This is a genomic window from Mycobacterium nebraskense (genome assembly GCF_002102255.1).
GTDB classification, from domain to species: domain Bacteria; phylum Actinomycetota; class Actinomycetes; order Mycobacteriales; family Mycobacteriaceae; genus Mycobacterium; species Mycobacterium nebraskense.
Genome location: NZ_LQPH01000149.1, coordinates 1 through 21,090 on the forward strand (window position 1 = coordinate 1; position 21,090 = coordinate 21,090).

A 21,090-nucleotide genomic window follows, 5' to 3' on the forward strand; every position below is an offset into this window, starting at 1 on the left:
GGAGGCGGCGGGTAGGGCGCGCCGGCGGGTGCCGACGGAGGGGGCGGGGTCTCCTGCCCACCGGGTGACCCAGGCGACGAGGGAGGTGGCGGGTAAGCGCCGCCGGGCGGCGGTTGATCGGTCATGGGCACCCTTCCACTGCGGACCAGCTGAACCAGGCGGCATTACAGTACCTGAGCGCACAGCGGCCGGGCGAGACTTGCGTCACCCGCCGAACGGCCCCCCGCTAGCGTCGCCCCCCTGGTCCACGAGGCCCGTCCGAGAGGAAGCCCAGCAGGTCATATCGGGTGATCACCCCGACCGGTTTGCCCTCCTCGACCACCATCAACGCATCCCAGTCGCGCAGCGCCTTACCGGCCGCGCTGACCAACTCTCCCGCGCCGATCATCGGCAGCGGCGGGCTCATGTGCAGGGACACGGCGTCAGCCAATTTGGCCCGGCCCTCGAAGACGGCCGACAGTAGTTCGCGCTCGGAGACGCTGCCGGCGACCTCGCCGGCCATCACCGGCGGCTCGGCGCCGACCACGGGCATCTGGGACACCCCGTACTCACGCAGGATGCCGATGGCGTCGCGCACGGTCTCGGACGGATGCGTGTGCACCAGGTCGGGCAACTCGCCCGATTTGCGGCGTAGCACGTCACCCACCGAGGCCTGTTCGGTCGAGCCGTCGAGACGGCTGCGCAGGAACCCGTACGAAGACATCCAGGCGTCGTTGAAGATCTTCGCCATGTAGCCGCGCCCGCCGTCGGGCAGCAACACCACCACCAGCGCGTCCGGTCCGGCCTCCTCGGCGACCTTGAGCGCGGCCACCACCGCCATGCCGCACGACCCCCCGACCAGCAATGCCTCCTCGCGGGCCAGCCGCCTGGTCATGTCGAACGAGTCGGAGTCGGAGACCGCGATGATCTCGTCGGGCACCGTGCGGTCGTACGCGGCCGGCCAGAAATCCTCGCCGACGCCCTCGACCAGGTAGGGCCGGCCGGTGCCCCCGGAATACACCGAACCCTCGGGGTCGGCGCCGATGATGCGCACCGCCCCGCCCGACACCTCTTTGAGGTATCGGCCCGCGCCGGTGATGGTGCCGCCGGTGCCGATGCCGGCGACGAAATGGGTGACCCTGCCGTCGGTGTCGGCCCAGATCTCCGGGCCGGTGGTGGCGTAGTGACTGGCCGGGCCTTCCGGGTTGGCGTACTGGTCGGGCTTCCAGGCGCCCGCGATCTCTCGGGTCAGCCGGTCGGAAACGCTGTAGTAGCTGTCCGGGTGTTCGGGCGGCACGGCCGTCGGGCAGACGACCACCTCCGCGCCGTAGGCGAGCAGCACGTTGCGCTTGTCCTCGCCGACCTTGTCGGGACAGACGAACACACACTTGTACCCGCGCTGCTGAGCCACCAGCGCCAGGCCGACGCCGGTATTGCCGGACGTGGGTTCGACGATGGTGCCGCCGGGCTTGAGGACCCCGCTCGCCTCGGCAGCGTCGATCATCCGCACCGCGATGCGGTCCTTCGAGCTGCCCCCGGGGTTGAGGTATTCGACCTTGGCCGCCACAGTGCCGGCGCCGTCGGGAACGACGGAATTCAGGCGAACCAGCGGCGTGCCGCCGATGAGCTCACTGATGTGCTGGGCGATCCGCATGCGTTCATCGTCTCAGGCGGGTTCCCGGGGTGCACGATGTGCTTCCCTTTGGCACCCGACGCGGTTGCGCTAACCGGTGGCCTCGCGGATATAGTCGCCGATCTGGCGCAGCGAGCGAACCGCCTCCGGCACCATCGGCGCGGCCATCTGGAAGTCGTGAATCTGCCCGGGCCAGACCCGCACCTCGGCCGGCACACCGACAGCGGCCAACCGGCTCGCCGCCAGCCGCGCGTCGTGCAGCAACACCTCCGATCCCGAGACGTGGATCAGTGTCCGCGGCAGGCCCGGCTTGATGTGCTCCAGCGGCTCGTAAAGCTCCTCGGGCTTCCCCGCAACTTTGTGCTTCTCGGCCGCGCTGGCAACCAGCTCGGCCAGCGCGTCGAACGCCCGGTGGGAGAACATCGCGTCGGTGTCGATGTTGGGATGCGCCTGCTTGTTTTCCTTTGCCAGCTGCAGCAGCGGCGAGATCATTACGAGGCCCGCCGGCACATCCTCTTCGCCCTGCCCCTCCTCCTGCAGGCGTTGCGCCAGCGCGAGCGCGAGGTAGCCGCCCGCGGAGTCGCCGGCCAGTACGATCTGATCCGGCTGGTATCCGCGCAGCCGCAGCCATTGGTAACCGTCGTGGCAGTCATCGAGAGCCATCCCGATCGAGTGCTTGGGCAGCAGCCGGTAATTGACCACCAGAATCGGCGAATCAGCAAACTTCGACAGCGCTTCGACCAGCCGGCCGTGCGAGTTGGCACCGCACGTCAGGAACGCGCCGCCGTGGAAGTAGACGACCACCCGGCGGGTGCCGTCGGCGGGCAGCACGCCGGGCGCGCGCACCAGCTGCGCCGAGGCGTTGGGCAACTTCACCGTCTCGCGGACGGTGGCGGACACGGGGAGCACCACCCGGGCCGCCAAGTCGATGAGACCCCAGGGCCAGGGGAAGTTGGGGACATGGCTGCCGACGGACAGAACCGGCCGGATGGTCACCCGTGACGTCAGGTTGGCCACCCGCGCAGCAACGCTGGGCCCGGATTCGAGAACCTCGACCGGCGCGCCATCGCTCATCGCGAACTTGCGCGTCCTGGCTCGACGGGCCTTCAGGACGTCGTGTGGACGAATGGCATTCCGGGGCAAGCCGGATACCTTGCCGGGTGCGCTCATGCTCAACACTTCCTACGCCTTTGTAGTGCGATACAGCATGTGACGAGGTAGCTAAGCGTCTGGTTCAGCCGTTTGCTCAAGGCGCTCAGCCAACCCCCGAAAGTTAGCGTGACAGGCATTTCTTAGGGCAACGTTCGAAGAGTCTGATTCGTTACCAATTCGATTCACGCCGAGATCAGATTGTTTGTCAGCCGGCCTCGCAAACATCCAAGCCGAACTAAACTGGTTTCCGTGACCATGCGGGTGCCGCGTCGTTCGACGATCGCCCTGGCCACAGCAGGCGCACTCGCCTCGACGGGAACTGCCTACCTGGGCGCGCGCAACCTGCTAGTCGGCCAGGCGACGCACGCGCGCACCGTCATTCCCAAGGCGTGGGACATCCCGCCGCGCGCCGACGGCGTGTACACGCGCGGCGGCGGGCCGGTGGAACGGTGGCACCGCGGCGTGCCGTTCGATCTGAGCCTGATGATCTTTGGCGACTCGACCGCCGCCGGCTACGGGTGCATCAGCACCGAGGAAGTGCCGGGGGTGCGCATCGCGCGGGGCCTTGCCGAACAGACCGGCAAGCGAATCCGGCTGAGCACCAAGGCCATCGTCGGCGCCACGTCGAAAGGCGTTTGCGGCCAAGTGGATGCGATGTTCGTGGCAGGGGCGCCGCCGGATGTGGCGGTGATCATGGTCGGCGCCAACGACGTGACGGCCCTCAACGGCGTGAGCCAGTCGGCGCAGCGGCTCGGGCTGAGCGTTCGCAAACTGCGCGCCCGCGGTGCGGTGGTGATCGCCGGCACCTGCCCGGATCTGGGGGTCATCACCGCAATCCCCCAACCACTCCGCTCGCTCGCGCACGAGCGTTGCTCGCAACTTGCCCGCGCCCAAGCCGCGTCGGTTCGGGCCGCGGGCGGTATGCCGGTACCGCTGGCGCAGCTGCTGACCCCGCAGTTGCGGTCCACACCCCACGTGATGTTCTCCCCGGACGGCTTCCACCCGTCCGCCCCGGCATACGCGATCGCGGCCGACGCGCTGCTGCGCGCGCTGTGCGAAGCGCTGGGCGAGGAGGTCGAGTTCCCGCCGCTGGACTTGGCGGCATCGACGACCGCGCCGGTGCTCGGCCAGCGCCACACCCGCGCCAGCGTGATGTCGCGGCTGTGGCGGCGCCCGGTACCGGGACCCGCCCCGTCTTCGTGCCCACCGGTTGGCAACGACTAGATTCGTGCTAGCCCGTCGGCGTGGAAATCACCACCCGATTTATGAAGCGAGCTCGTCCCGTCCGGAAGGGATTTGAAGGGAACCGTCATGCCTGAAGCCGTCATTGTCTCAACTGCTCGCTCGCCGATAGGCCGCGCGATGAAGGGGTCGCTGGTCTCCATGCGGCCCGACGACCTGGCCACCCAGATGGTGCGGGCCGCGCTGGACAAGGTGCCCGCGCTCAACCCGCACCAGATCGACGACCTCATCCTGGGCTGCGGCCTGCCGGGCGGCGAGTCCGGCTTCAACATGGCGCGCGTCGTCGCCGTCGAGCTCGGCTACGACTTCCTCCCGGGCACCACCGTGAACCGGTACTGCTCGTCCTCGCTGCAGACCACCCGGATGGCTTTCCACGCCATCAAGGCCGGCGAGGGTGACGCGTTCATCTCCGCGGGTGTGGAGACCGTCTCCCGGTTCGGCAAGGGCAACTCCGACTCCTGGCCCGACACCAAGAACCCGCTGTTCGACGACGCCCAGGAGCGCTCGCAGGCCGCGGCCGCGGGCGCCGATGAGTGGCACGACCCCCGCGCCGACGGCAACCTGCCCGACGTCTACATCGCGATGGGGCAGACCGCCGAGAACGTCGCCATCCTGACCGGAGTCAGCCGCGAAGACCAGGACCGCTGGGGTGTGCGCAGCCAGAACCGAGCCGAGGAGGCGATCAAGAGCGGCTTCTTCGAGCGCGAAATCTCCCCGGTGACCCTGCCGGACGGCACCACCGTAAGCACCGACGACGGCCCGCGTCCCGGCACCACCTACGAGAAGGTCTCCGAACTCAAGCCGGTGTTCCGGCCCAACGGCACCATCACCGCGGGCAATGCCTGCCCGCTGAACGACGGCGCCGCCGCGCTGGTGATCACCAGCGACACCAAGGCCAAGGAACTCGGCCTGACGCCGCTGGCGCGCATCGTGTCCACCGGGGTCAGTGGCCTCTCGCCGGAGATCATGGGCCTGGGCCCGATCGAGGCGTGCAAGAAGGCGATGGCGCGGGCGGGGATGTCGATCAACGACATCGACCTCTACGAGATCAACGAGGCCTTTGCGGTTCAGGTGCTGGGCTCGGCACGCGAGCTGGGCATGGAGGAGGACAAGCTGAACGTGTCCGGCGGAGCGATCGCACTGGGCCACCCGTTCGGCATGACCGGGGCGCGCATCGCGACGACGTTGATCAATAACCTGCAGACGCACGACAAGACGTTCGGCCTGGAGACCATGTGCGTCGGCGGCGGGCAGGGCATGGCGATGATCATCGAGCGGCTGAGCTGATCGATCGTCGGAGCTAGCACACACGAAAAAGACCGGCATGCCCATCGGCGTGCCGGTCTTTTCGTTGAGGAGAACTAGTCGTTCTGCAGGTAACTGAGCAGACGCAGGATCTCGATGTAGAGCCAGACCAGCGTCACGGTCAGGCCGAGGGCGATACCCCAGGCCGCCTTTTCCGGCGCGCCCGCGCGCACCATCTGGTCGGCCGCGTCGAAGTCGATCAGGAAGCTGAACGCCGCGATGCCGATCATTACCAGCGAGAAGATGATCGCGACTGGTCCGCCACTGCGCAGGCCCAGGCCCGTGCCGCCGCCGACGTTGAACATCGCCAGCACGAAGTTGCCGAGCATGAGGAACAGCGCCCCGAACAGGGCGGCAACCACCATCCGGGTGAACTTGGGGGTGACCCGGATTGCGCCCGTCTTGTACACCACCAACATGCCGAAGAAGACACCGAAGGTGCCCAGGACGGCCTCCCCGATCAGCACGCCGGCGTTGGCGTGCGAGACCGAGAGATTGGCGAAGATGAACGAGATGGCGCCCAGGACCATGCCCTCGAGTACGGCGTAGCTGAGCACGATGGCCGGGCTGTCCTGCTTGCGGCCGAAGGTCGCGACCAGCACCAGCCCCAGGCCGCCGAGCGCGCCGATCAGGGTCAGCGGCATCGCCAGCGCGAGGTTGGAGGCCACCAAGAAGTAGGACACCACGGCGGACATCGCCAACACGGCCAGCGTGATGCCGGTCTTGGTGACGACGTCGTCGATGGTCAGCGGACGCGAAGCCCTGACCTCCTGGTAGGGAGCTTGGTAGGGGGCCGCGTAGGGGTCGGCTCCATAGCCCTGCATCGGGGCCGCGCCCGTACCGAATTGCGCGTATCCACCCTGCTGCTTGGGCAGCGAACGAAATACCGGGTTGCTTGTCTCCCGCACCGTCGGATCCTCTCTATTGGCTTCGAGCTGTGCGAACACAATCTCAACGATCAGCGTCCCGTCCGGGTTCCCGGCGGACCTGGGCGTTTTCCGGTGCCTGGATCCTTCCAAACGAACGCAGCTGCTGTCGTCGCGTTAAAGATAACCCTTACCCGCGGGTATGGCGTCGGTCGTCACGATCTAGATTTTGTCGTCGAGGGCGAACCGGCGATGGGAGGCTAGGGCGTGACCGACGAATCCGATGAGGTTCTAACCCGCGTCGACGGCAACGTCGGTCTGATCACGCTCAACCGTCCCAAGGCGATCAACTCACTGAATCAGCAGATGGTGGATGCGCTCCGCGCCATCCTCACCGGCTGGGCAGACGATGACGCGGTGCGCGCGGTGGTGCTCTCGGGCGCCGGCGAGCGCGGGTTGTGCGCCGGCGGCGACGTCGTCTCCATCTACCACAGCGCGCGCAAGGACGGGGTCGAGGCGCGACGGTTCTGGCGCGACGAGTATCTGCTCAACGCCCAGATCGCCGATTTCTCCAAGCCATACGTGGCGCTGATGGACGGCATCGTGATGGGTGGCGGCGTGGGCGTCAGCGCGCACGCGAACACCCGCGTGGTGACCGATACGTCCAAGATCGCGATGCCCGAGGTCGGCATCGGCTTCATTCCCGATGTCGGCGGGGTGTTCCTGCTGTCCCGCGCGCCCGGCGGGTTGGGTCTGCATGCCGCGCTGACCGGGGCGCCGTTTTCCGGAGCCGACGCCATCGCCATGGGATTCGCCGACCACTACGTGCCGCACGACGATCTCGAGGCGTTCACCCGGGCGATCATCGCCGACGGCGTCCAGAGTGCGCTTGCCGCGCATGCCGTCGAGCCGCCGCCGAGCGGGCTTGCCGCACAACGCCATTGGATCGATGAATGCTACGCGGGGGACACGATCGAAGACATCGTCGCCAGTTTGCGTGGGTACCAGAACGGTGACGCCGGACCGGGCCCTGGACTTCCACAAGACGCCGCCAACTTGATCGCCACCCGCTCGCCGATCTCGTTGTCGGTGACCTTGGAAGCCATCCGGCGCGCCGCCAAACTCGAGGCGGTGAAAGACGTTCTCATTCAGGACTATCGGGTGTCGTCGGCATCGCTGCGGTCACACGACCTGGTGGAGGGCATCCGAGCTCAGCTGATCGACAAGGATCGCAAACCGAAGTGGTCACCGGCGACGCTGGCCGAGGTGACCGAGGCCGACGTCGAGGCGTATTTCACCCCGGTCGACGACGACTTGAGTTTCTAGAAAGGCGATTTGGTGACTGACACGAATTACCAAACCATCCTGGTCGAACGCGACGAGCGCGTCGGCACCATCACCCTGAACCGGCCGAAAGCGCTCAACGCGCTGAATACCCAGGTGATGAACGAAGTCACCAGCGCGGCAACGGAGTTCGACAACGATCCCGGCATCGGGGCGATCATCATCACCGGTTCGGCCAAGGCCTTCGCCGCCGGCGCCGACATCAAGGAGATGGCCGGCCTGACGTTCGCCGAGGCGTTCGACGCCGACTTCTTCGCAACCTGGGCCAAACTGGCCGCCGTCCGCACCCCGACCATCGCCGCGGTGGCCGGGCACGCGCTCGGCGGGGGCTGCGAGCTCGCCATGATGTGCGACGTGCTGATCGCCGCCGACACAGCCAAGTTCGGCCAGCCCGAGATCAAACTCGGTGTGCTGCCGGGGATGGGCGGCTCGCAGCGCCTGACCCGCGCCATCGGCAAGGCCAAGGCCATGGACCTCATCCTGACCGGGCGCACCATCGACGCCGCCGAAGCCGAACGCAGCGGCCTGGTTTCACGGGTGGTGCCGGCCGACGACTTGCTGACCGAGGCCAAGGCCGTCGCCACCACCATTTCCCAAATGTCGCGCTCGGCGTCCCGGATGGCCAAGGAGGCCGTAAACCGCGCGTTCGAATCGACCCTGTCCGAAGGCCTTCTCTACGAACGTCGGCTCTTCCACTCGACCTTCGCCACCGAGGACCAGTCCGAAGGCATGGCGGCGTTCGTCGAGAAGCGCGCTCCCAACTTCACCCACCGGTAGGCCTACGATGAGCGAGCCGGGTTCAGCGACGAACACCGACGCCGGCGGCCCCCCGACGGCGGTCACCGAGGAAGCCGCGCGTCCGGAAACCGGCCCCGCAGCCGAACCGAAGACTCGCGAGCCGCAGTCGACCGAAAAGCCTTGGTGGGTGCGGCATTACACGTTCACCGGAACCACGGTCGGCCTCGTCTTCATCTGGTTCTCCATGACGCCGTCGCTGCTGCCGCGCGGCGCGCTGTTCCAGGGATTGGTCAGCGGGATCTCCGGCGCCATCGGCTACGGACTGGGCGTCTTCGGCGTGTGGCTGGTCCGCTACATGCGCGCCAAGGATCACAGCCCCCCGCCGCCGCGCTGGGCGTGGAAGGTGCTCATCCCGGTCGGTGCGCTCGGCATGGTGCTGATGGCCGTCTGGTTCCACGTGTGGCAGGACGACGTGCGAGACCTGATGGGCGTTCAGCACCTGCAGTGGTACGACTACCCGGTGGCAGCGGCCCTGTCGCTGGTTGTGCTGTTCACGCTGGTCGAAATCGGCCAGTTCATCCGGTGGCTGGTCAGGTTCCTGGTCGGTCAGGTCGACCGCATCGCGCCGTTTCGACTGTCGGCGACCATCGTGGTGGCGCTGCTCGTGGTGCTCACCATCACCTTGCTCAACGGCGTCGTGCTCAAGTCCGCCATGCGCACCATGAACAACACCTTCGCCTCGGCGAACAACGAGATGAATCCCGACACCGCGCCGCCGAAGACCAAGCTGCGATCCGGTGGTCCCGACTCGCTGGCGTCGTGGGAATCCCTTGGCCACCAAGGCCGCATCTTCGTCGAAGCCGGCCCCACAGTTGACCAACTGACCGCCTTCAACGGCACTCCGGCAGCCGAACCGATCCGGGCCTACGCCGGGCTGAACTCCGCGCACGGCATCACGGAGACCGCCGAACTCGCGGCGCGCGAGCTGCAGCGCACCGGCGGACTGCAACGCGCCGTCGTCGCGGTCGCGACGACGACCGGCACCGGCTGGATCAACGAGGCGGAAGCCGACGCGCTCGAGTACATGTACAACGGCAACACCGCGATCGTCAGCATGCAGTACTCGTTCCTACCGAGCTGGCTGTCCTTCCTGGTGGACAAGGAAAACGCCCGACATGCCGGGCAGGCGCTGTTCGAGGCCGTCGACCGCCTGATCCGCCAAATGCCCGAAGCGCAACGCCCCAAGCTCGTCGTCTTCGGCGAAAGCCTGGGCTCGTTCGGCGGCGAGGCGCCGTTCATGAGCCTCAACAACGTCCTGGCCCGCACCGACGGCGCCTTGTTCAGCGGACCGACATTCCAAAACACCATCTGGACCGACCTGACATCGACGCGCGACGCCGGTTCCCCCGAGTGGCTGCCGATCTACAATGACGGCAAGAACGTCCGGTTCGTCGCTCGCCCAACCAATTTGGGGCGCCCGAACTCCGCCTGGGACCACCCGCGGGTGGTCTATCTGCAACACGCCTCGGATCCGATCGCCTGGTGGTCCCCCGACCTGCTGTTCAGCCAACCCGACTGGCTGCAGGAGCGGCGGGGCTATGACGTGCTGCCCGAGACGCACTGGATCCCGGTGGTGACGTTCCTGCAAGTTACGGCGGACATGGCGGTAGCGGTCGACGTTCCCCAGGGGCACGGCCACCACTATGTCGCCGACGCGGCCGACGGCTGGGCCGCCGTGCTGTCACCGCCCGGTTGGACGCCGGAGAAAACCGACAAGCTGCGGCCACTGCTCCATTCGGACGCCACCTCCACCGGCTAGCTAGAGCCAGCGGCGACCGGGGGTGCCGGAGTTGGCGAGCACTCCCGGCCCGGCCTCGACCGAGGCGGCACCGGAAAGCCGTTCCAGCACACCGGCACCCGCGAGCGCATGGAACCCGCCGATGACGTCGGTGGCGCGGTGCAGGCCGATGTCCAGCAGCGCGGCGGCCGCGAGGCTAGAGGTGTAGCCCTCCGAGCACACGATCACCCATTCGACGTCGTCGCCGACGGCCTCGGGCAGCTTGGCCTCGCTGGTCGGGTCGCAGCGCCACTCCAAGACATTGCGTTCGATCACCAGCGCGCCGGGGATCTCACCCTCGCGGAAGCGCTGGGCCTGCGGCCGGATGTCGACGAGCACCGCCCCGCGCCGCAGCGCATCGGGCACTTCGGCGGCGGGAAGGCGACGGAAGCGGCGCCGGGCGGATCTCAACACAACGTCGATGCGGCTCATCACGGTCCTTCCGGTTGATCGGTCAGTTCGGTCCGCTGGCGGCGCAACCGATTTCGGCCGGTGACCTCGTAGTAGGACATCGCGGTCAGCGGCGGCGAATAGGCATGCACGCTGAGCGACGGTCCCGCCACCGAGACGGGCACGGTCACGGGCCGGGGCGCCCACACCACGTCGTGCACCCAGCCCAGCGGGAACCCGGCCTGATCGCCGGCGTCCAGCCGGCGATGCCGCAGGGCGCGGCCGTCCCAACGGAATTCGTTGAGCGACCCGGACACGACCGTCAGCGCGCCGAGGGACCCGCCGTGGTCGTGCAGTTCGGTGTGATGACCGGGAACCCAGCTGATCAGCCAGACGTCCAGCTCCTCGTCACCGTGGATGCGGGTGAACCAGCGGCGCGACTCGGGTATGCCGCCCGGCGGCAGCAGGTGGTCGCACCGTCCGCTCAGCACGTCGTCGGCGGCCCGGTCGGTGGCGTGCAGGAGGTCGGGAACCCGCAGGCGGGTCGGTCCCGACGATGGGGGCGAGAAGGTGCGCGGGCGCAACGCAGCCGGAGCGGCGAGAGGCACAGGGCTCGCAAGGGGCAAAGACATCGTGGAGCTCCAGAGAAAAGGATCGGACAGGCGGCGGCGTGTTACGGCCGACAACACTCGCAAAATCCGAAGCGCTCCATCACGGCCGCCAGTGTTGCATAGATTGGGCGGGTGCGCTGGTGCGGTCATCGACCCTGGCTGTGGGGCACGCTCGTCGTGGCCGCCAGTCTGTTGGCGATCACGGGGTGCTCGCCCGGCGCCCCGAGCGGTAAGCCCGCGTCCTCGTCGGCGCGGCCGGCGGGCATACCCGACGGTCCCGGTGAGGCGCCCCCGGGCGCCGTCGGGCTGTCCCCCGCCGGCGTGACGACCAGGGTCGATGTTCCCGCGAATTCGACCGAGGAAGAGTATTACCAGGCCTGTCACGCCGCAAAACTATGGATGGACGACCAGCCCAGGACCGGCCAGTCGCTGTTCGAGCCCTACTTGGCGATGGTCCAGGCCGCGCCGTCGGGCACTGCGGGCAGCTGGAATGCCCGATGGGCGGATCTGCCCCCTGCCCGGCAGGCGGCCGTGATCACCGCCGCGCGCGCCGCCGCCAGGGACGAATGCGGCTAGCGCTTTCGAATCCCCGCGCAATTGAATTCACGGCTACCAAAACTGCCGCCCGGCCGGTGCCGACCGGTTCGGCCGCGCAGAATGAAGAGATGCCGGACGAACCTGGCGGAGTCGTCGCGCGCCGATCGTCGCCGACGCGGGTGGCGTTGGCGCTGGGCAGCGGCGGGGCCCGCGGCTACGCCCACATCGGGGTGATCGACGCGCTGCGCGCCCGTGACTACGAGATCGTGGGGATCGCGGGCTCGTCGATGGGCGCGCTGGTCGGCGGATTGGAGGCGGCCGGGCACCGCGACGAGTTCGCCGACTGGGCGAAGTCCCTGACGCAGCGCACCATCCTGCGGCTGCTGGACTTCTCGATCAGCGCGGCCGGAGTGATGCGGGCCGAGAAAATTCTGGACACGGTGCGCGACATCCTCGGCCCGGTCACCATCGAGCAGCTGCCCATCCCCTTCACCGCGGTGGCGACCGACATGTTGGCCGGTAAGTCGGTGTGGTTCCAGCGCGGTCCGGTCGACGAGGCGATCCGGGCCTCCATCGCCATACCGGGCGTGATCGCCCCATACGAAGTCGACGGGCGCCTGCTCGCCGACGGCGGCATCCTGGACCCGCTGCCGATGGCCCCCCTTTCGGCGGTCAACGCCGACGTGACGATCGCGGTGAGCCTCAGCGGCAGCGAGGCGATCGCCAACCGCGGCACGGAGGCCGGCGCGACCGCCGAGTGGCTGAACCGTATGGTGCGCAGCACCTCCGCGCTGCTCGACACCGCCGCCGCCCGGTCGCTGCTCGATCGGCCGACCGCGCGAGCCGTCCTGGGCAGATTCGGCGGGTCCGCCGCGGAAGCGGCCAGCTGGCCGGACGGTTCGGAGGTCGAGGAGCCCGCGGCCCAGGATGATGCGGCCGGCGAACTGGCCGATGTCGCACCCGAAGTCCCGAAGCTGGGCAGCTTCGAGGTGATGAATCGGACGATCGACATCGCCCAGGCCGCGCTGGCGCGCCACACGCTGGCGGTCTACCCGCCCGACCTGTTGATCGAGATCCCGCGCTCGACGTGCCGGGGCCTGGAATTTCACCGCGCTGCGGAGGTGATCGCCGTCGGCCGTGCGCTGGCGGACGAGGCCCTGGACGCCTTCGAGAACGAGCGTTTCGCGCCGCCCGCGATCGAGGGCTGAAACCCGCACCGCCGCAACGGGTTGGCCTCGATCACACCCCCAGGAATCGCGCGACGGCCTGGGCCTCGCGGCGGCCCTGCTCGCGTCCGGCCAGTGCCGAGGGAACGCGACAGCCGGGGTCCAACGGATTGGGCCCGAAGGCCGCCAGCGAGTCGGAGTCCGCGAACACCGCGTACGTCGCGCCGGTGAATGAGGAGATCTCCGCAGCCGGCCCGGCACCAAACGGCGAAGGCGCGTCCGCGCCCGCGGGCACCAGCACCACCGCCGCATCGCAATCGCCGGCCACATTGAGGTTGACCGAGCTGGCGATCCCGCCGTCCATGTAGCGCCGGCCCGCGATCGCCACCGGCGGCCACGCCCCGGGTACGGCGCAGCTGGCCGCCACCGCGTCGACGAGGTCGACACCGGACTCGCGGTCGAAAACCACCAACTCGCCGGTGGCCACGTCGATGGCGGTGACCCGCAGCGCGCGGTCGGGCCAGTCGTGCGACGGCAAGCGCTGCGCGATCACCTGGCGGCGCACCGGCGGCGGAACGGTTTGGGTCGCCAGCGCCACGGCACCGATCCGCTGCATCTGCTGTCGGGTCTTGTCCGACGCGTCCGCATAGGGCTCCGCCAAGGCCGTCAGGAACATCTCGGTGATGGCGTCGACGTCGACCCCGGAATCGATCTCGGCCGACGATTTGGCAACCTGCCGGTCGAACAGCACGTCGAGCGTGCTGCCGCTGCCGATCTGCGCGGCGACCGCCGAGCCCGCCGACGTCCCCACCAGCACGTCCGAGTCCAGTAACAGCCGGGCCGCCGTCGGTGACTCATCGGCGATACCGCGCAAAACACCTGTCTCCCAGGCTATTCCCGCTATTCCTCCACCGGCCAGCACAAGCGCTCGTCTGGTTGTCACGGCACCCACTCTGCCAGGCCGTTATCGGCTAGCGCCGGGCGCTCGGCAGCACGTGTTGCGATTCCTCCACGGGCGCGCTGAGATCCTCCCGACGCATCAAGTGTGCGGGCGGGTCGGGCAGGATCACACTGCGGTCGACACGCAGCGCGGCGTCGACGTGGACCAGCTCACCCGGCTCGAGCGGCCGCCAGCGGGGGTCGTCGTCCATGCGTTCGGTGGCGAACACCACCGACGGGCGGGTGCACAGATGTTCCGATCGGGCGTGAATTCGCTTGGTGCGCATGTCGAATTTCGGGGCTTGGGTGGGGGCGTCGCCGGATCGGTCCAAGACGTAGAGTGCATGGGTTTCCGGGTACCGCAGCGCCCACATGTCCGTCGCGGTGCTCAGCAGCACGTTGACCGCGTAGAGCGGCACATTGGCCGCGAGCCATTTCATGGCGTCGGCCAGACCCGCCGTTACGTCGCCGTCGAGCGCTCTGATCGAGGCGGTGATCAACGCGAACACCCGCTCGGAATCGGTGTCGCCCAAAACCAAACCGTCGGTGCCGACCTCGCGTAGCCGTTCGTCGAGGACGTCCAGCCCCTCAAGCACACCGTTGTGCGCGAAGATCCGGCCGTCCTGCAGGAACGGGTGGGTGTTGCGGACATCGAGCGAACCGGTCGTCGCGTAACGCACATGCACGATGAAGGTGGTGCCGGTCATCTCGTGAGCTTCGGTGGCGAAGGCGGCGTCCTCCCAGGCCGCCATGGGTTGCTTGTCCAGCTGCGGCCGGCCGCGCTCGTCGAAGACGCCCAGGCCGGTGCCGTCCGGGTTCCGCCTGCTCTGTTCGGCGAGGCTGTCGGGAGCGTCCAACAACCAAAACGTCGCGGTGCAAACGTCCGTCCCGGCGTGTAGCCCGAATAGTCGACACATGGTCTCGACGGTACCCAGGCTTAGCGGGTCAACACCTCGGCGAGGTCTTGCAGCGCTCGTCGCGCGTAGCGCTTCCACAGCATCCCGAACAGCGGCAGGCCCGGTGCGGACAGCGGTGATTTCGGGTAAATGGTCCAGCGCCAGGTGATCTCGGTGCCGCCGCCAGCCGGGGTGAAGGTCCACTCGCCGGTGACCGAGCCGACCAGCAGCGCCATCGGGCCGTGGATTTGGGTGAGTCGGTAGCCGAACGACCGCGGCGGGTCGACACTGGTCAGGTTTTCGCGCGCGCTGCCGCCGACCAGGATGATCGTGCGGCTCTGGCCCGCGGCATCCCAGGCGCCGGTCTGCTCCCGCACCTCCTTGATCGGCGGGATCGGCCCGTACCAGCGGCCGAAGATCTCCGGGAGCGAGACGGGCAGCGTGCCGTGAAACGCCTTGTCGGGCGCGACGGGCACCACATGCGATTGGTCGACGACGAGGGGTTGGGTCATGGGATTCCTTCCTGCCCTACCTTATTCGTGGAGACCGGCGCTCAGTCGCGGGCCTCGACCACCCAATAGCCATGCTCGGCGTAGCGCGCCCGGATGGCCTTCTTGTCGTACTTGCCCACGCTGGTGCGCGGAATCTCTTCGACGAACGCCCACCGCTCGGGCAGCCACCAGCGAACCACCTTCTCCGCGAGGAACTTTCGTAGGTCCTCGGCACTGACCGTCGTGCCTTCCTTGGCCACCACGACGGCGAGGGGCCGTTCCTGCCACCGCTCGTCGGGTACGCCCACCACCGCGGCCTCAACCACATGCGGGTGCCCGATCAAGCTGTTCTCCAACTCGACCGACGAGATCCACTCGCCACCGGACTTGATGACGTCCTTGGCCCGGTCGGTCAGGGTGACGAAACCCCGCTCGTCGAGCCGTCCTACGTCGCCGGTGCGCAACCAGCCGGAGTCGAACTTCGAGTCCTCGGCCGTCAGGTAGTACGAGCCGGCGATCCAAGGGCCGCGGACTTCCACCTCGCCCACGGCGTCACCGTCGTTGGGCAGCACCTGGCCGTCGTCGTCGACGATCCGCATCTCCACTCCGCAAACTGGTTGGCCCTGGGTGGCTCGGAACGCCCAATGCTGCTCCTCGGGGGTTCCCGGCGGCGGCCACGCCATGGTGGCCATCGGCGACGTTTCCGTCATGCCCCACAGCTGGCGGATCTGCACGCCGTGCTTTTCCTCGAAGGTGCGCATCAGCGACACCGGAACGGCCGAGCCCCCGCAGACCACCAGCCGCAGCGACGACATGTCGTGGTCGGGTTCTTCCTCCAGGCGATGCAAGACGTCGTTCCAGATGGTGGGCACCGCGCCCGCCACGGTCGGTCGCAGGTCCTCCACCATGCGGATCAGCGACCGCGCGTCGAGATGGCAGTCGGGCAACACCAGGTCGGCGCCGGCCATCAGCGCCGCGTAGGGCAGGCCCCACGCGTTGGCGTGGAACATCGGCACGATCGGCAGCACGCTGTCGACGGAACCCACGCCGATGCCGTTGGTGGTGCAGGCCGCCATCGTGTGCAGGTAGCTCGAACGGTGGCTGTAGACTACGCCTTTCGGGTTGCCGGTGGTGCCGCTCGTGTAACACATTGCGGCCGCGCACTTCTCGTTGAGCTCCGGCCACTCAAAGTCGGTCGACTCGCCGGCGAGCACGTCGGCGTACCGGAGGACGGTCTTGCCCGACCCCTCGAATGGGGCGGTGTCACCCTCGCCGACCACGATCACGGTGTGCACGGTTTTGAGGTCACCCAGCACCGGGGCCAGCAGCTTGGCCAGCGACACGTCGACCAGCACCACCTGGTCTTCGGCCTCGTTGGCGACATAGGCGATCTGCTCGGCGAAGAGGCGGATGTTGAGGGTGTGCAGCACGGCACCCATCGACGGCACCGCCAGATAGGCCGCCAGGTGTTCGGCGTTGTTCCACATGAACGTCGCTACCCGCTGGTCCCCGTTGACGCCGAGGCGGCGCAACCCGTTCGCCAGCCGGGCGGCGTCCTGACCGAGTTCGCGATAGCTGATTCGCCGGTAACCGTCACCGGTGGCGGTGGTGACCGTGCGCGCGCCGTGCACACCGCAGCCGTGCCGCATGATCGCGGTGATCGTCAACGGAAAGTCCTGCATCGTGCTGTCCATTGCGGCACCGCCTTTGCGCATCCCGGGCCGACAGCGAAGAGCCGTCGGCAGCCTCCACCCTAAGCCCGAGTTCGGCGCCGGCGTCAGCAATCACCCTAGGCGAGTACGGGTTCCCGCTGCGGCAGCGCGAACAGCCGGGTGGTCGACGCCTCGGAAGGTCCGCGGCCCGCACCTATCGGCGCCACGGTGACCACACCGGAATAGTCGGCGACGTAGAGGTACCTGCCGTCGGGGCTTTCGACCACGCAGGACGGGTGCTTGGCCGCCGTCATGTCACCGACGACGTCGCGGGTTCGCGTGCAGACCACCGCGACGCGGTCGTCGCTGACCAGGTAGGCGCGGCGGCCGTCGCGACTGAGCGTCAAGCGGGTAAGCGGACCGGCGACCTCGCTGAGCTTGCGCGTGCCGGTGATCTTGCGGGTACGGGTGTCGATGACGTCGAGCACCGCGCCCACGACAGGGCTGCAACTGGCCACGTAGGCGGTGCCGCCGTCGTCGCTCAGCGCGACGTCGCGGATGGGCAAGCCCAGCTCGTAGGCGACGACGACGCGACAGCAGCCGCCGACACGACCGTCGGACTGCGCCCTGGTCTCGATGACGACCAGTTGGCCGCCGGACGGCCCGTTGGTGGCGGCGTACAGGTGACGTCCGTCGGGGCTGATGCGCACACAGTCGGCGGTGGTCCCCGGTGCGGTGGCGAGATCGATCACCTCGAACTCGTCCGTGGTGGTGTCCACGACCGTGACGTCGGCGCCGCGGGCGCCGTTCCGGCTGGCGTGGACGAACCGGCCGTCGGCGCTCACGGCCAGATCGCTCACGCTCTGGGCCAGCGGATGCGTCGCGACGCGCGTGTTGGTGGCGAGGTCGACTACGTCGATGGAGTCGTACGCCGTGCTTGCGGTGCTGATGTATGCGCGCGGAGTGTCCCCACCGCTCACGGCGATCGCGAACGGTTCGTCGAGGCCGGTGACGGTCTCCAACACCCGACGGTCATCGGTGTCGATGATGGAGACCGAGTCGCGGCCGTGGTTGGCCACGACCAGCCGTCTGCCGTCGGGGCTGATGCCGATGTCGCTGATCGGACCGTTCCGCACCGGAATCTGGACCACCGAGGTGTCGTCGAATTCGAAGGCTCGCTTATCTCCGTCGTCCTGGAAGGCCTTGTGGCCGTTCACACCGCTCACGCTGTACCGCCTTTGCTATGTTGTCGGCGGGAGGCAAAGTCGCCGGGACGTGCGCGACAATTCGGCCTCCCGGATCCACAGGATCTCAGCACCGAAGGGCGCCGACGCGACTGCTTTTACGAGTCTACCGGCCAAAATTCGCGACAATGCGGTTCGAATCCCCCGACGTTAGCTACGTCACTCCCCGCACTCAGGTTCTGCTCAGGCTTTCAATTTCGCTGTATCGCAGTCGCTTACCCGTAGCGAAACTGATGCAAACGCGCTTCCGGCGGATTTCGCCTTTGCCGCTAACGGCCCCGGTCAGCGCCGTACGGTGTCCAGGTTAAGAAATTCTCAGGGTCAGCGCGGGAAGAGGGAAAGATCACATCGGGTTCGCTAACTGAACTGGGTTCGGGGCCGGGGCAAGGCGACACCGTCGACGAAGATGTCGAGCTTTTCGTTGTAAAACGCCACCAGACCGGCGATCTGGCCGACCGCGGGCAACGGGTAGTGGTACGACCAGGCCAGATCCGGATGCAGGGCACCACCGCAGCGCACCGACCAGTATTCCGACGTCACCCCCTTGTACGGGCACAGCGTCTGTGTCGAGCTGGGTTCCAGATGCTCGAAGGAGATATCGGTTGGGTCGATGTAATACCTTGTGGGTAAACCGGTTTCGAATAGCAGAACCGGAGACCTGGTGTCGGCCAGCGCAATTCCATCCAGCTCGACCCGAACGTGCCGGTGTGAGCGCAGCGCGTCAACCCGCGAATACGGATTGCGCGGGTGGCCGTAGATCGGCTCGTCTTCCTCGAACCACCGCAACGGATTCCATTCGAATCGCACCGTCCCGGCCACTGGGCCGTCGCCGTCGGCGTCGAACACCCGAGCGGCGGACGGGTGGGTCTCGCCGGCGCCCTCCAGCGAGTGCAGCCGCGACGGACCGAATTGCACTGTCTGCGGGTGGTTTTCGTCGCGCAGGAACTCCGCGCGGACATCGGCCAACGGGATGTAGTACTGCGGGTAGTACGGGATCTCCCACACATAAAGGGCGGCGGTGGTGTCGAAGACCAACGCGTCCCCGAGATAGCCACGCACCCGGCGCGGCGCGGGCTCGACCCTGCCGCGCGCGGCGGCCATTTCGGGGTAGTCACGGTCGGCGGTCACGTCTGATCCTTGGAGGCCAGCCCGGCCGGCGCATGAGCAATCGCCTTTCGGATGGCGTCGGCGAGCGCCAGCGCGCTTTCCTCGGTGAGCTCCAGCGCCACCCGCGCCGACGGACCGAGCTCGGGGTTGATCACGTCGATGTTGATCGTGTGGCCGTAGGGCGCATGGACCGGGTGGTCGACGTACACCGTCGCGCGGCTGGCGCCGAACCAGCCCGTGGCGCCTTTGCCGCTGCCGTCGATCCCGACGTGTTCGGTGAGATAGGTGCACATGGCCAGCGAGACCTAACCTTTCAGATGGGTGGCGAAGAAATCGTCGATGCGCCGCCAGCCGTCGACCGCCGCCTCCGGCCGGTAGGCGGGCCGATCGACGGAGAAGAACGAGTGACCCGTGCCCTCATAAGAGTGGAACTCGTGCGGCTTGTTCAGCCTGTTCAGCTCCTCGTCCAGTGCGGCCACCGCGGCCGGCGCCGGGAAGCGGTCGTCGAGTCCGAACAGGCCGAGCATCGGGCAGCTCAGGTTCGGCGCCAGTTGCAGGATCGGCTTCATAACCTTGGGCATGCCCTCCGGCGCATCCTCGACGATGAACGCGCCGTAGCAGTCCACCGCGGCGTCGAACGGCAGCGAACACGCCGCCAGGTACGCGTGCCGCCCGCCTGAACAGTGCCCGATGACGCCGAACTTCCCGTTGGCGCCCGGCAGGGAACGCAAGTGCTCGACCGCGCCCGCGACATCGCCGACCAGCCGCTCGTCGGGGACCCCACCGGCGGCCCGCGCCGCCGCGGCGGCGTCGTCGGGCGACGCACCCGGGGCCTCGCGCGAGTAGAGGTTCGGGGCCATGGCGTGGTAGCCGCTCACGGCGAGCCGCCGGACGAACTCCTTGGTCTCGCGGTCATAGCCGGGCATGTGATGGATCCACACGACTCCACCGCGCGCCCCCTCGGCGAGCGGCGAGGCCCGGTAGGCCTCGATCTCGTCGCCGCCGTGGCCGGTGATGGTGATCGTTTCCGCGCGGATGGCATCTGCGCTGAGCGCGTTCATCGCAACTCCTTGAGGCTGCCTCGCTGGCCGCAACCGGACGCGGAGCGCATGCGGCTGGTCCGGGGCCGCCCCGCCGGAAACCAACGTATCGGAACTACGCGTGCGCGTTCAGCGCCGCTTGTCGCGCACCTTGTAGGTCGAGGGCCACGACTTGCGCGACTCATCCCCGGTCAACGGGGTGCCCATGCCCCCGACCTTCACGTTGTAGGCCTCCTTGCCGGGGCCGACCTCCCGGTTCGCGTGTTCCTGGGCGAGGTAATACAGCTCGTCGATGGTGGCCTCGTCGTAAGCGACGAACGACGTTTCCCGCGCGACGTCGTCGATACCCACCAGCATCCGCTCGGGCAGGAACCGCGACGCCAGCGCCGCCAGGCCCAACAGCGCAAACGGAATGATCCAGTAACACACGTACGGCAACGGAGTCCTGGTGTCCAAAATCGTCGCGTCACCCCTCGCGATCGGCGGAATCGCCGACGACACTGCCATGCCGGCCGCCGTCGCCAGCCAGAGCCAGCTCAGGACACCGACGACCCGGCCGAATAGCGCGGTCTTGACCACATCAGCGGGTTGTTCCGCGGCGGCGAACGCGCGCACGAACGGCTTGCCGATCAGCGTGCCGACCAGCGCCACCACGAGGAACCCGGCCATGCTCAGGGGCAGCATCCACCGCTGGACGAACCACTCATCCCGCGCGAAAGTCAGCCCCGTCAGCACCACAAACACTGCGGCAGAACCGGATTCGAGCATCCGCTCCGGCTTGTCGGCGAGGCTCCCGATCACCAGCGCGATTGCCGCGAGCGCCAGCCCGGCCAGCGCGGCGGCGCCGAACGGGACGTTACCGACGAGCACCCAATAAACGATCCACGGCGCAAGACCAAACAGCATGCCCACGATGGGCCA

At 68.0% G+C, this 21,090-nt stretch carries 21 protein-coding genes; 7 read left to right on the forward strand and 14 right to left on the reverse strand.

What is annotated here, in order from left to right:
• Positions 1–226: 226 nt before the first annotated feature.
• Both AWC17_RS21025 and AWC17_RS21030 read right to left on the reverse strand, forming a co-directional pair.
• Positions 227–1,633, reverse strand: a complete 1,407-nt coding sequence (locus AWC17_RS21025; protein ID WP_046183127.1) for a cystathionine beta-synthase — start codon at positions 1,631–1,633, stop codon at positions 227–229.
• A 69-nt stretch (positions 1,634–1,702) separates the two neighbouring features.
• A complete protein-coding gene (locus tag AWC17_RS21030) occupies positions 1,703–2,782 on the reverse strand; it encodes an alpha/beta hydrolase fold domain-containing protein (protein ID WP_047324010.1) in 1,080 nt (359 codons plus the stop codon).
• A gap of 231 nt (positions 2,783–3,013) precedes the next feature.
• Here AWC17_RS21030 and AWC17_RS21035 point away from each other — a divergent pair, with 231 nt between their 5' ends.
• On the forward strand, positions 3,014–3,988 hold the full coding sequence (locus tag AWC17_RS21035; RefSeq protein ID WP_046183129.1) for an SGNH/GDSL hydrolase family protein: 975 nt from the start codon (positions 3,014–3,016) through the stop codon (positions 3,986–3,988).
• Positions 3,989–4,075: 87 nt separating this feature from the next.
• Positions 4,076–5,293, forward strand: a complete 1,218-nt coding sequence (locus AWC17_RS21040; RefSeq protein ID WP_046183130.1) for an acetyl-CoA C-acetyltransferase — start codon at positions 4,076–4,078, stop codon at positions 5,291–5,293.
• Positions 5,294–5,367: 74 nt separating this feature from the next.
• Here the strand turns inward: AWC17_RS21040 and AWC17_RS21045 are convergent, their stop codons facing one another.
• Complete coding sequence (locus tag AWC17_RS21045) at positions 5,368–6,219, reverse strand: Bax inhibitor-1/YccA family protein (RefSeq protein ID WP_046183143.1); 852 nt, start codon at positions 6,217–6,219, stop codon at positions 5,368–5,370.
• A gap of 225 nt (positions 6,220–6,444) precedes the next feature.
• Here AWC17_RS21045 and AWC17_RS21050 point away from each other — a divergent pair, with 225 nt between their 5' ends.
• From AWC17_RS21050 to AWC17_RS21060, 3 genes are read left to right on the forward strand one after another with little or no spacing between them, the layout of a single operon-like run.
• On the forward strand, positions 6,445–7,503 hold the full coding sequence (locus tag AWC17_RS21050) for an enoyl-CoA hydratase/isomerase family protein (RefSeq protein ID WP_085165065.1): 1,059 nt from the start codon (positions 6,445–6,447) through the stop codon (positions 7,501–7,503).
• Between the two features lie 12 nt (positions 7,504–7,515).
• Positions 7,516–8,298 carry an enoyl-CoA hydratase gene (locus tag AWC17_RS21055; protein ID WP_047324020.1) on the forward strand — a complete coding sequence of 261 codons (783 nt, stop codon included), beginning with the start codon at positions 7,516–7,518 and terminating at the stop codon, positions 8,296–8,298.
• A gap of 7 nt (positions 8,299–8,305) precedes the next feature.
• Positions 8,306–10,078 (forward strand): alpha/beta hydrolase, encoded by a 1,773-nt coding sequence (locus AWC17_RS21060; RefSeq protein ID WP_085165066.1) that lies wholly within the window; start codon positions 8,306–8,308, stop codon positions 10,076–10,078.
• On the opposite strand, the gene AWC17_RS21065 is transcribed toward AWC17_RS21060, so the two are convergent.
• Together AWC17_RS21065 and AWC17_RS21070 are read right to left on the reverse strand one after the other, a co-directional pair.
• Positions 10,079–10,528, reverse strand: coding sequence for a rhodanese-like domain-containing protein (locus AWC17_RS21065; RefSeq protein ID WP_046183133.1), 450 nt, complete (start codon positions 10,526–10,528; stop codon positions 10,079–10,081).
• The gene (locus AWC17_RS21070) at positions 10,528–11,118 is read right to left on the reverse strand and encodes a cysteine dioxygenase (protein WP_046183134.1); all 591 of its coding nucleotides are present in this window, start codon (positions 11,116–11,118) and stop codon (positions 10,528–10,530) included. The genes AWC17_RS21065 and AWC17_RS21070 overlap by 1 nt, the downstream gene beginning before the upstream one ends.
• Positions 11,119–11,229: 111 nt before the next feature.
• Here AWC17_RS21070 and AWC17_RS21075 point away from each other — a divergent pair, with 111 nt between their 5' ends.
• Positions 11,230–11,673, forward strand: a complete 444-nt coding sequence (locus AWC17_RS21075; protein ID WP_046183135.1) for a lipoprotein LpqV — start codon at positions 11,230–11,232, stop codon at positions 11,671–11,673.
• Positions 11,674–11,762: 89 nt separating this feature from the next.
• Positions 11,763–12,842: a patatin-like phospholipase family protein gene (locus AWC17_RS21080; protein WP_141224708.1), complete on the forward strand. Its 1,080-nt coding sequence runs from the start codon at positions 11,763–11,765 to the stop codon at positions 12,840–12,842.
• A 31-nt stretch (positions 12,843–12,873) separates the two neighbouring features.
• Here the strand turns inward: AWC17_RS21080 and AWC17_RS21085 are convergent, their stop codons facing one another.
• The 9 genes from AWC17_RS21085 to AWC17_RS21125 all read right to left on the reverse strand — a co-directional run bounded on the left by AWC17_RS21085 (position 12,874) and on the right by AWC17_RS21125 (position 21,081).
• Positions 12,874–13,743 (reverse strand): patatin-like phospholipase family protein, encoded by an 870-nt coding sequence (locus tag AWC17_RS21085; RefSeq protein WP_046183146.1) that lies wholly within the window; start codon positions 13,741–13,743, stop codon positions 12,874–12,876.
• Between the two features lie 28 nt (positions 13,744–13,771).
• Positions 13,772–14,656 carry a class II glutamine amidotransferase gene (locus AWC17_RS21090; protein ID WP_046183136.1) on the reverse strand — a complete coding sequence of 295 codons (885 nt, stop codon included), beginning with the start codon at positions 14,654–14,656 and terminating at the stop codon, positions 13,772–13,774.
• 20 nt (positions 14,657–14,676) lie between these two features.
• Positions 14,677–15,147: an SRPBCC family protein gene (locus tag AWC17_RS21095; RefSeq protein ID WP_046183137.1), complete on the reverse strand. Its 471-nt coding sequence runs from the start codon at positions 15,145–15,147 to the stop codon at positions 14,677–14,679.
• 41 nt (positions 15,148–15,188) lie between these two features.
• Positions 15,189–16,820 carry a long-chain fatty acid--CoA ligase gene (locus AWC17_RS21100; protein ID WP_046183138.1) on the reverse strand — a complete coding sequence of 544 codons (1,632 nt, stop codon included), beginning with the start codon at positions 16,818–16,820 and terminating at the stop codon, positions 15,189–15,191.
• A 95-nt stretch (positions 16,821–16,915) separates the two neighbouring features.
• Positions 16,916–18,004 carry a YncE family protein gene (locus AWC17_RS21105; protein ID WP_046183139.1) on the reverse strand — a complete coding sequence of 363 codons (1,089 nt, stop codon included), beginning with the start codon at positions 18,002–18,004 and terminating at the stop codon, positions 16,916–16,918.
• Positions 18,005–18,379: 375 nt separating this feature from the next.
• Positions 18,380–19,123, reverse strand: coding sequence for a DUF427 domain-containing protein (locus AWC17_RS21110; protein ID WP_046183147.1), 744 nt, complete (start codon positions 19,121–19,123; stop codon positions 18,380–18,382).
• Between the two features lie 23 nt (positions 19,124–19,146).
• Positions 19,147–19,422 carry a DUF6295 family protein gene (locus tag AWC17_RS21115; protein ID WP_046183140.1) on the reverse strand — a complete coding sequence of 92 codons (276 nt, stop codon included), beginning with the start codon at positions 19,420–19,422 and terminating at the stop codon, positions 19,147–19,149.
• A gap of 12 nt (positions 19,423–19,434) precedes the next feature.
• The gene (locus AWC17_RS21120) at positions 19,435–20,190 is read right to left on the reverse strand and encodes a dienelactone hydrolase family protein (protein ID WP_047324016.1); all 756 of its coding nucleotides are present in this window, start codon (positions 20,188–20,190) and stop codon (positions 19,435–19,437) included.
• Between the two features lie 108 nt (positions 20,191–20,298).
• Positions 20,299–21,081 (reverse strand): hypothetical protein, encoded by a 783-nt coding sequence (locus AWC17_RS21125; protein ID WP_046186460.1) that lies wholly within the window; start codon positions 21,079–21,081, stop codon positions 20,299–20,301.
• Positions 21,082–21,090 lie beyond the last annotated feature (9 nt).

Bases quoted from the DNA above. Each gene is read 5' to 3' on its own strand.
- AWC17_RS21025 (WP_046183127.1), bottom strand. From the start codon at position 1,633: ATGCGGATCGCCCAGCACATCAGTGAGCTCATCGGCGGCACGCCGCTG.
- AWC17_RS21030 (WP_047324010.1), bottom strand. From the start codon at position 2,782: ATGAGCGCACCCGGCAAGGTATCCGGCTTGCCCCGGAATGCCATTCGT.
- AWC17_RS21040 (WP_046183130.1), top strand. From the start codon at position 4,076: ATGCCTGAAGCCGTCATTGTCTCAACTGCTCGCTCGCCGATAGGCCGC.
- AWC17_RS21060 (WP_085165066.1), top strand. From the start codon at position 8,306: ATGAGCGAGCCGGGTTCAGCGACGAACACCGACGCCGGCGGCCCCCCG.
- AWC17_RS21065 (WP_046183133.1), bottom strand. From the start codon at position 10,528: ATGAGCCGCATCGACGTTGTGTTGAGATCCGCCCGGCGCCGCTTCCGT.
- AWC17_RS21070 (WP_046183134.1), bottom strand. From the start codon at position 11,118: ATGTCTTTGCCCCTTGCGAGCCCTGTGCCTCTCGCCGCTCCGGCTGCG.
- AWC17_RS21080 (WP_141224708.1), top strand. From the start codon at position 11,763: ATGCCGGACGAACCTGGCGGAGTCGTCGCGCGCCGATCGTCGCCGACG.
- AWC17_RS21090 (WP_046183136.1), bottom strand. From the start codon at position 14,656: ATGTGTCGACTATTCGGGCTACACGCCGGGACGGACGTTTGCACCGCG.
- AWC17_RS21095 (WP_046183137.1), bottom strand. From the start codon at position 15,147: ATGACCCAACCCCTCGTCGTCGACCAATCGCATGTGGTGCCCGTCGCG.
- AWC17_RS21100 (WP_046183138.1), bottom strand. From the start codon at position 16,820: ATGGACAGCACGATGCAGGACTTTCCGTTGACGATCACCGCGATCATG.
- AWC17_RS21110 (WP_046183147.1), bottom strand. From the start codon at position 19,123: ATGGCCGCCGCGCGCGGCAGGGTCGAGCCCGCGCCGCGCCGGGTGCGT.
- AWC17_RS21115 (WP_046183140.1), bottom strand. From the start codon at position 19,422: ATGTGCACCTATCTCACCGAACACGTCGGGATCGACGGCAGCGGCAAA.
- AWC17_RS21120 (WP_047324016.1), bottom strand. From the start codon at position 20,190: ATGAACGCGCTCAGCGCAGATGCCATCCGCGCGGAAACGATCACCATC.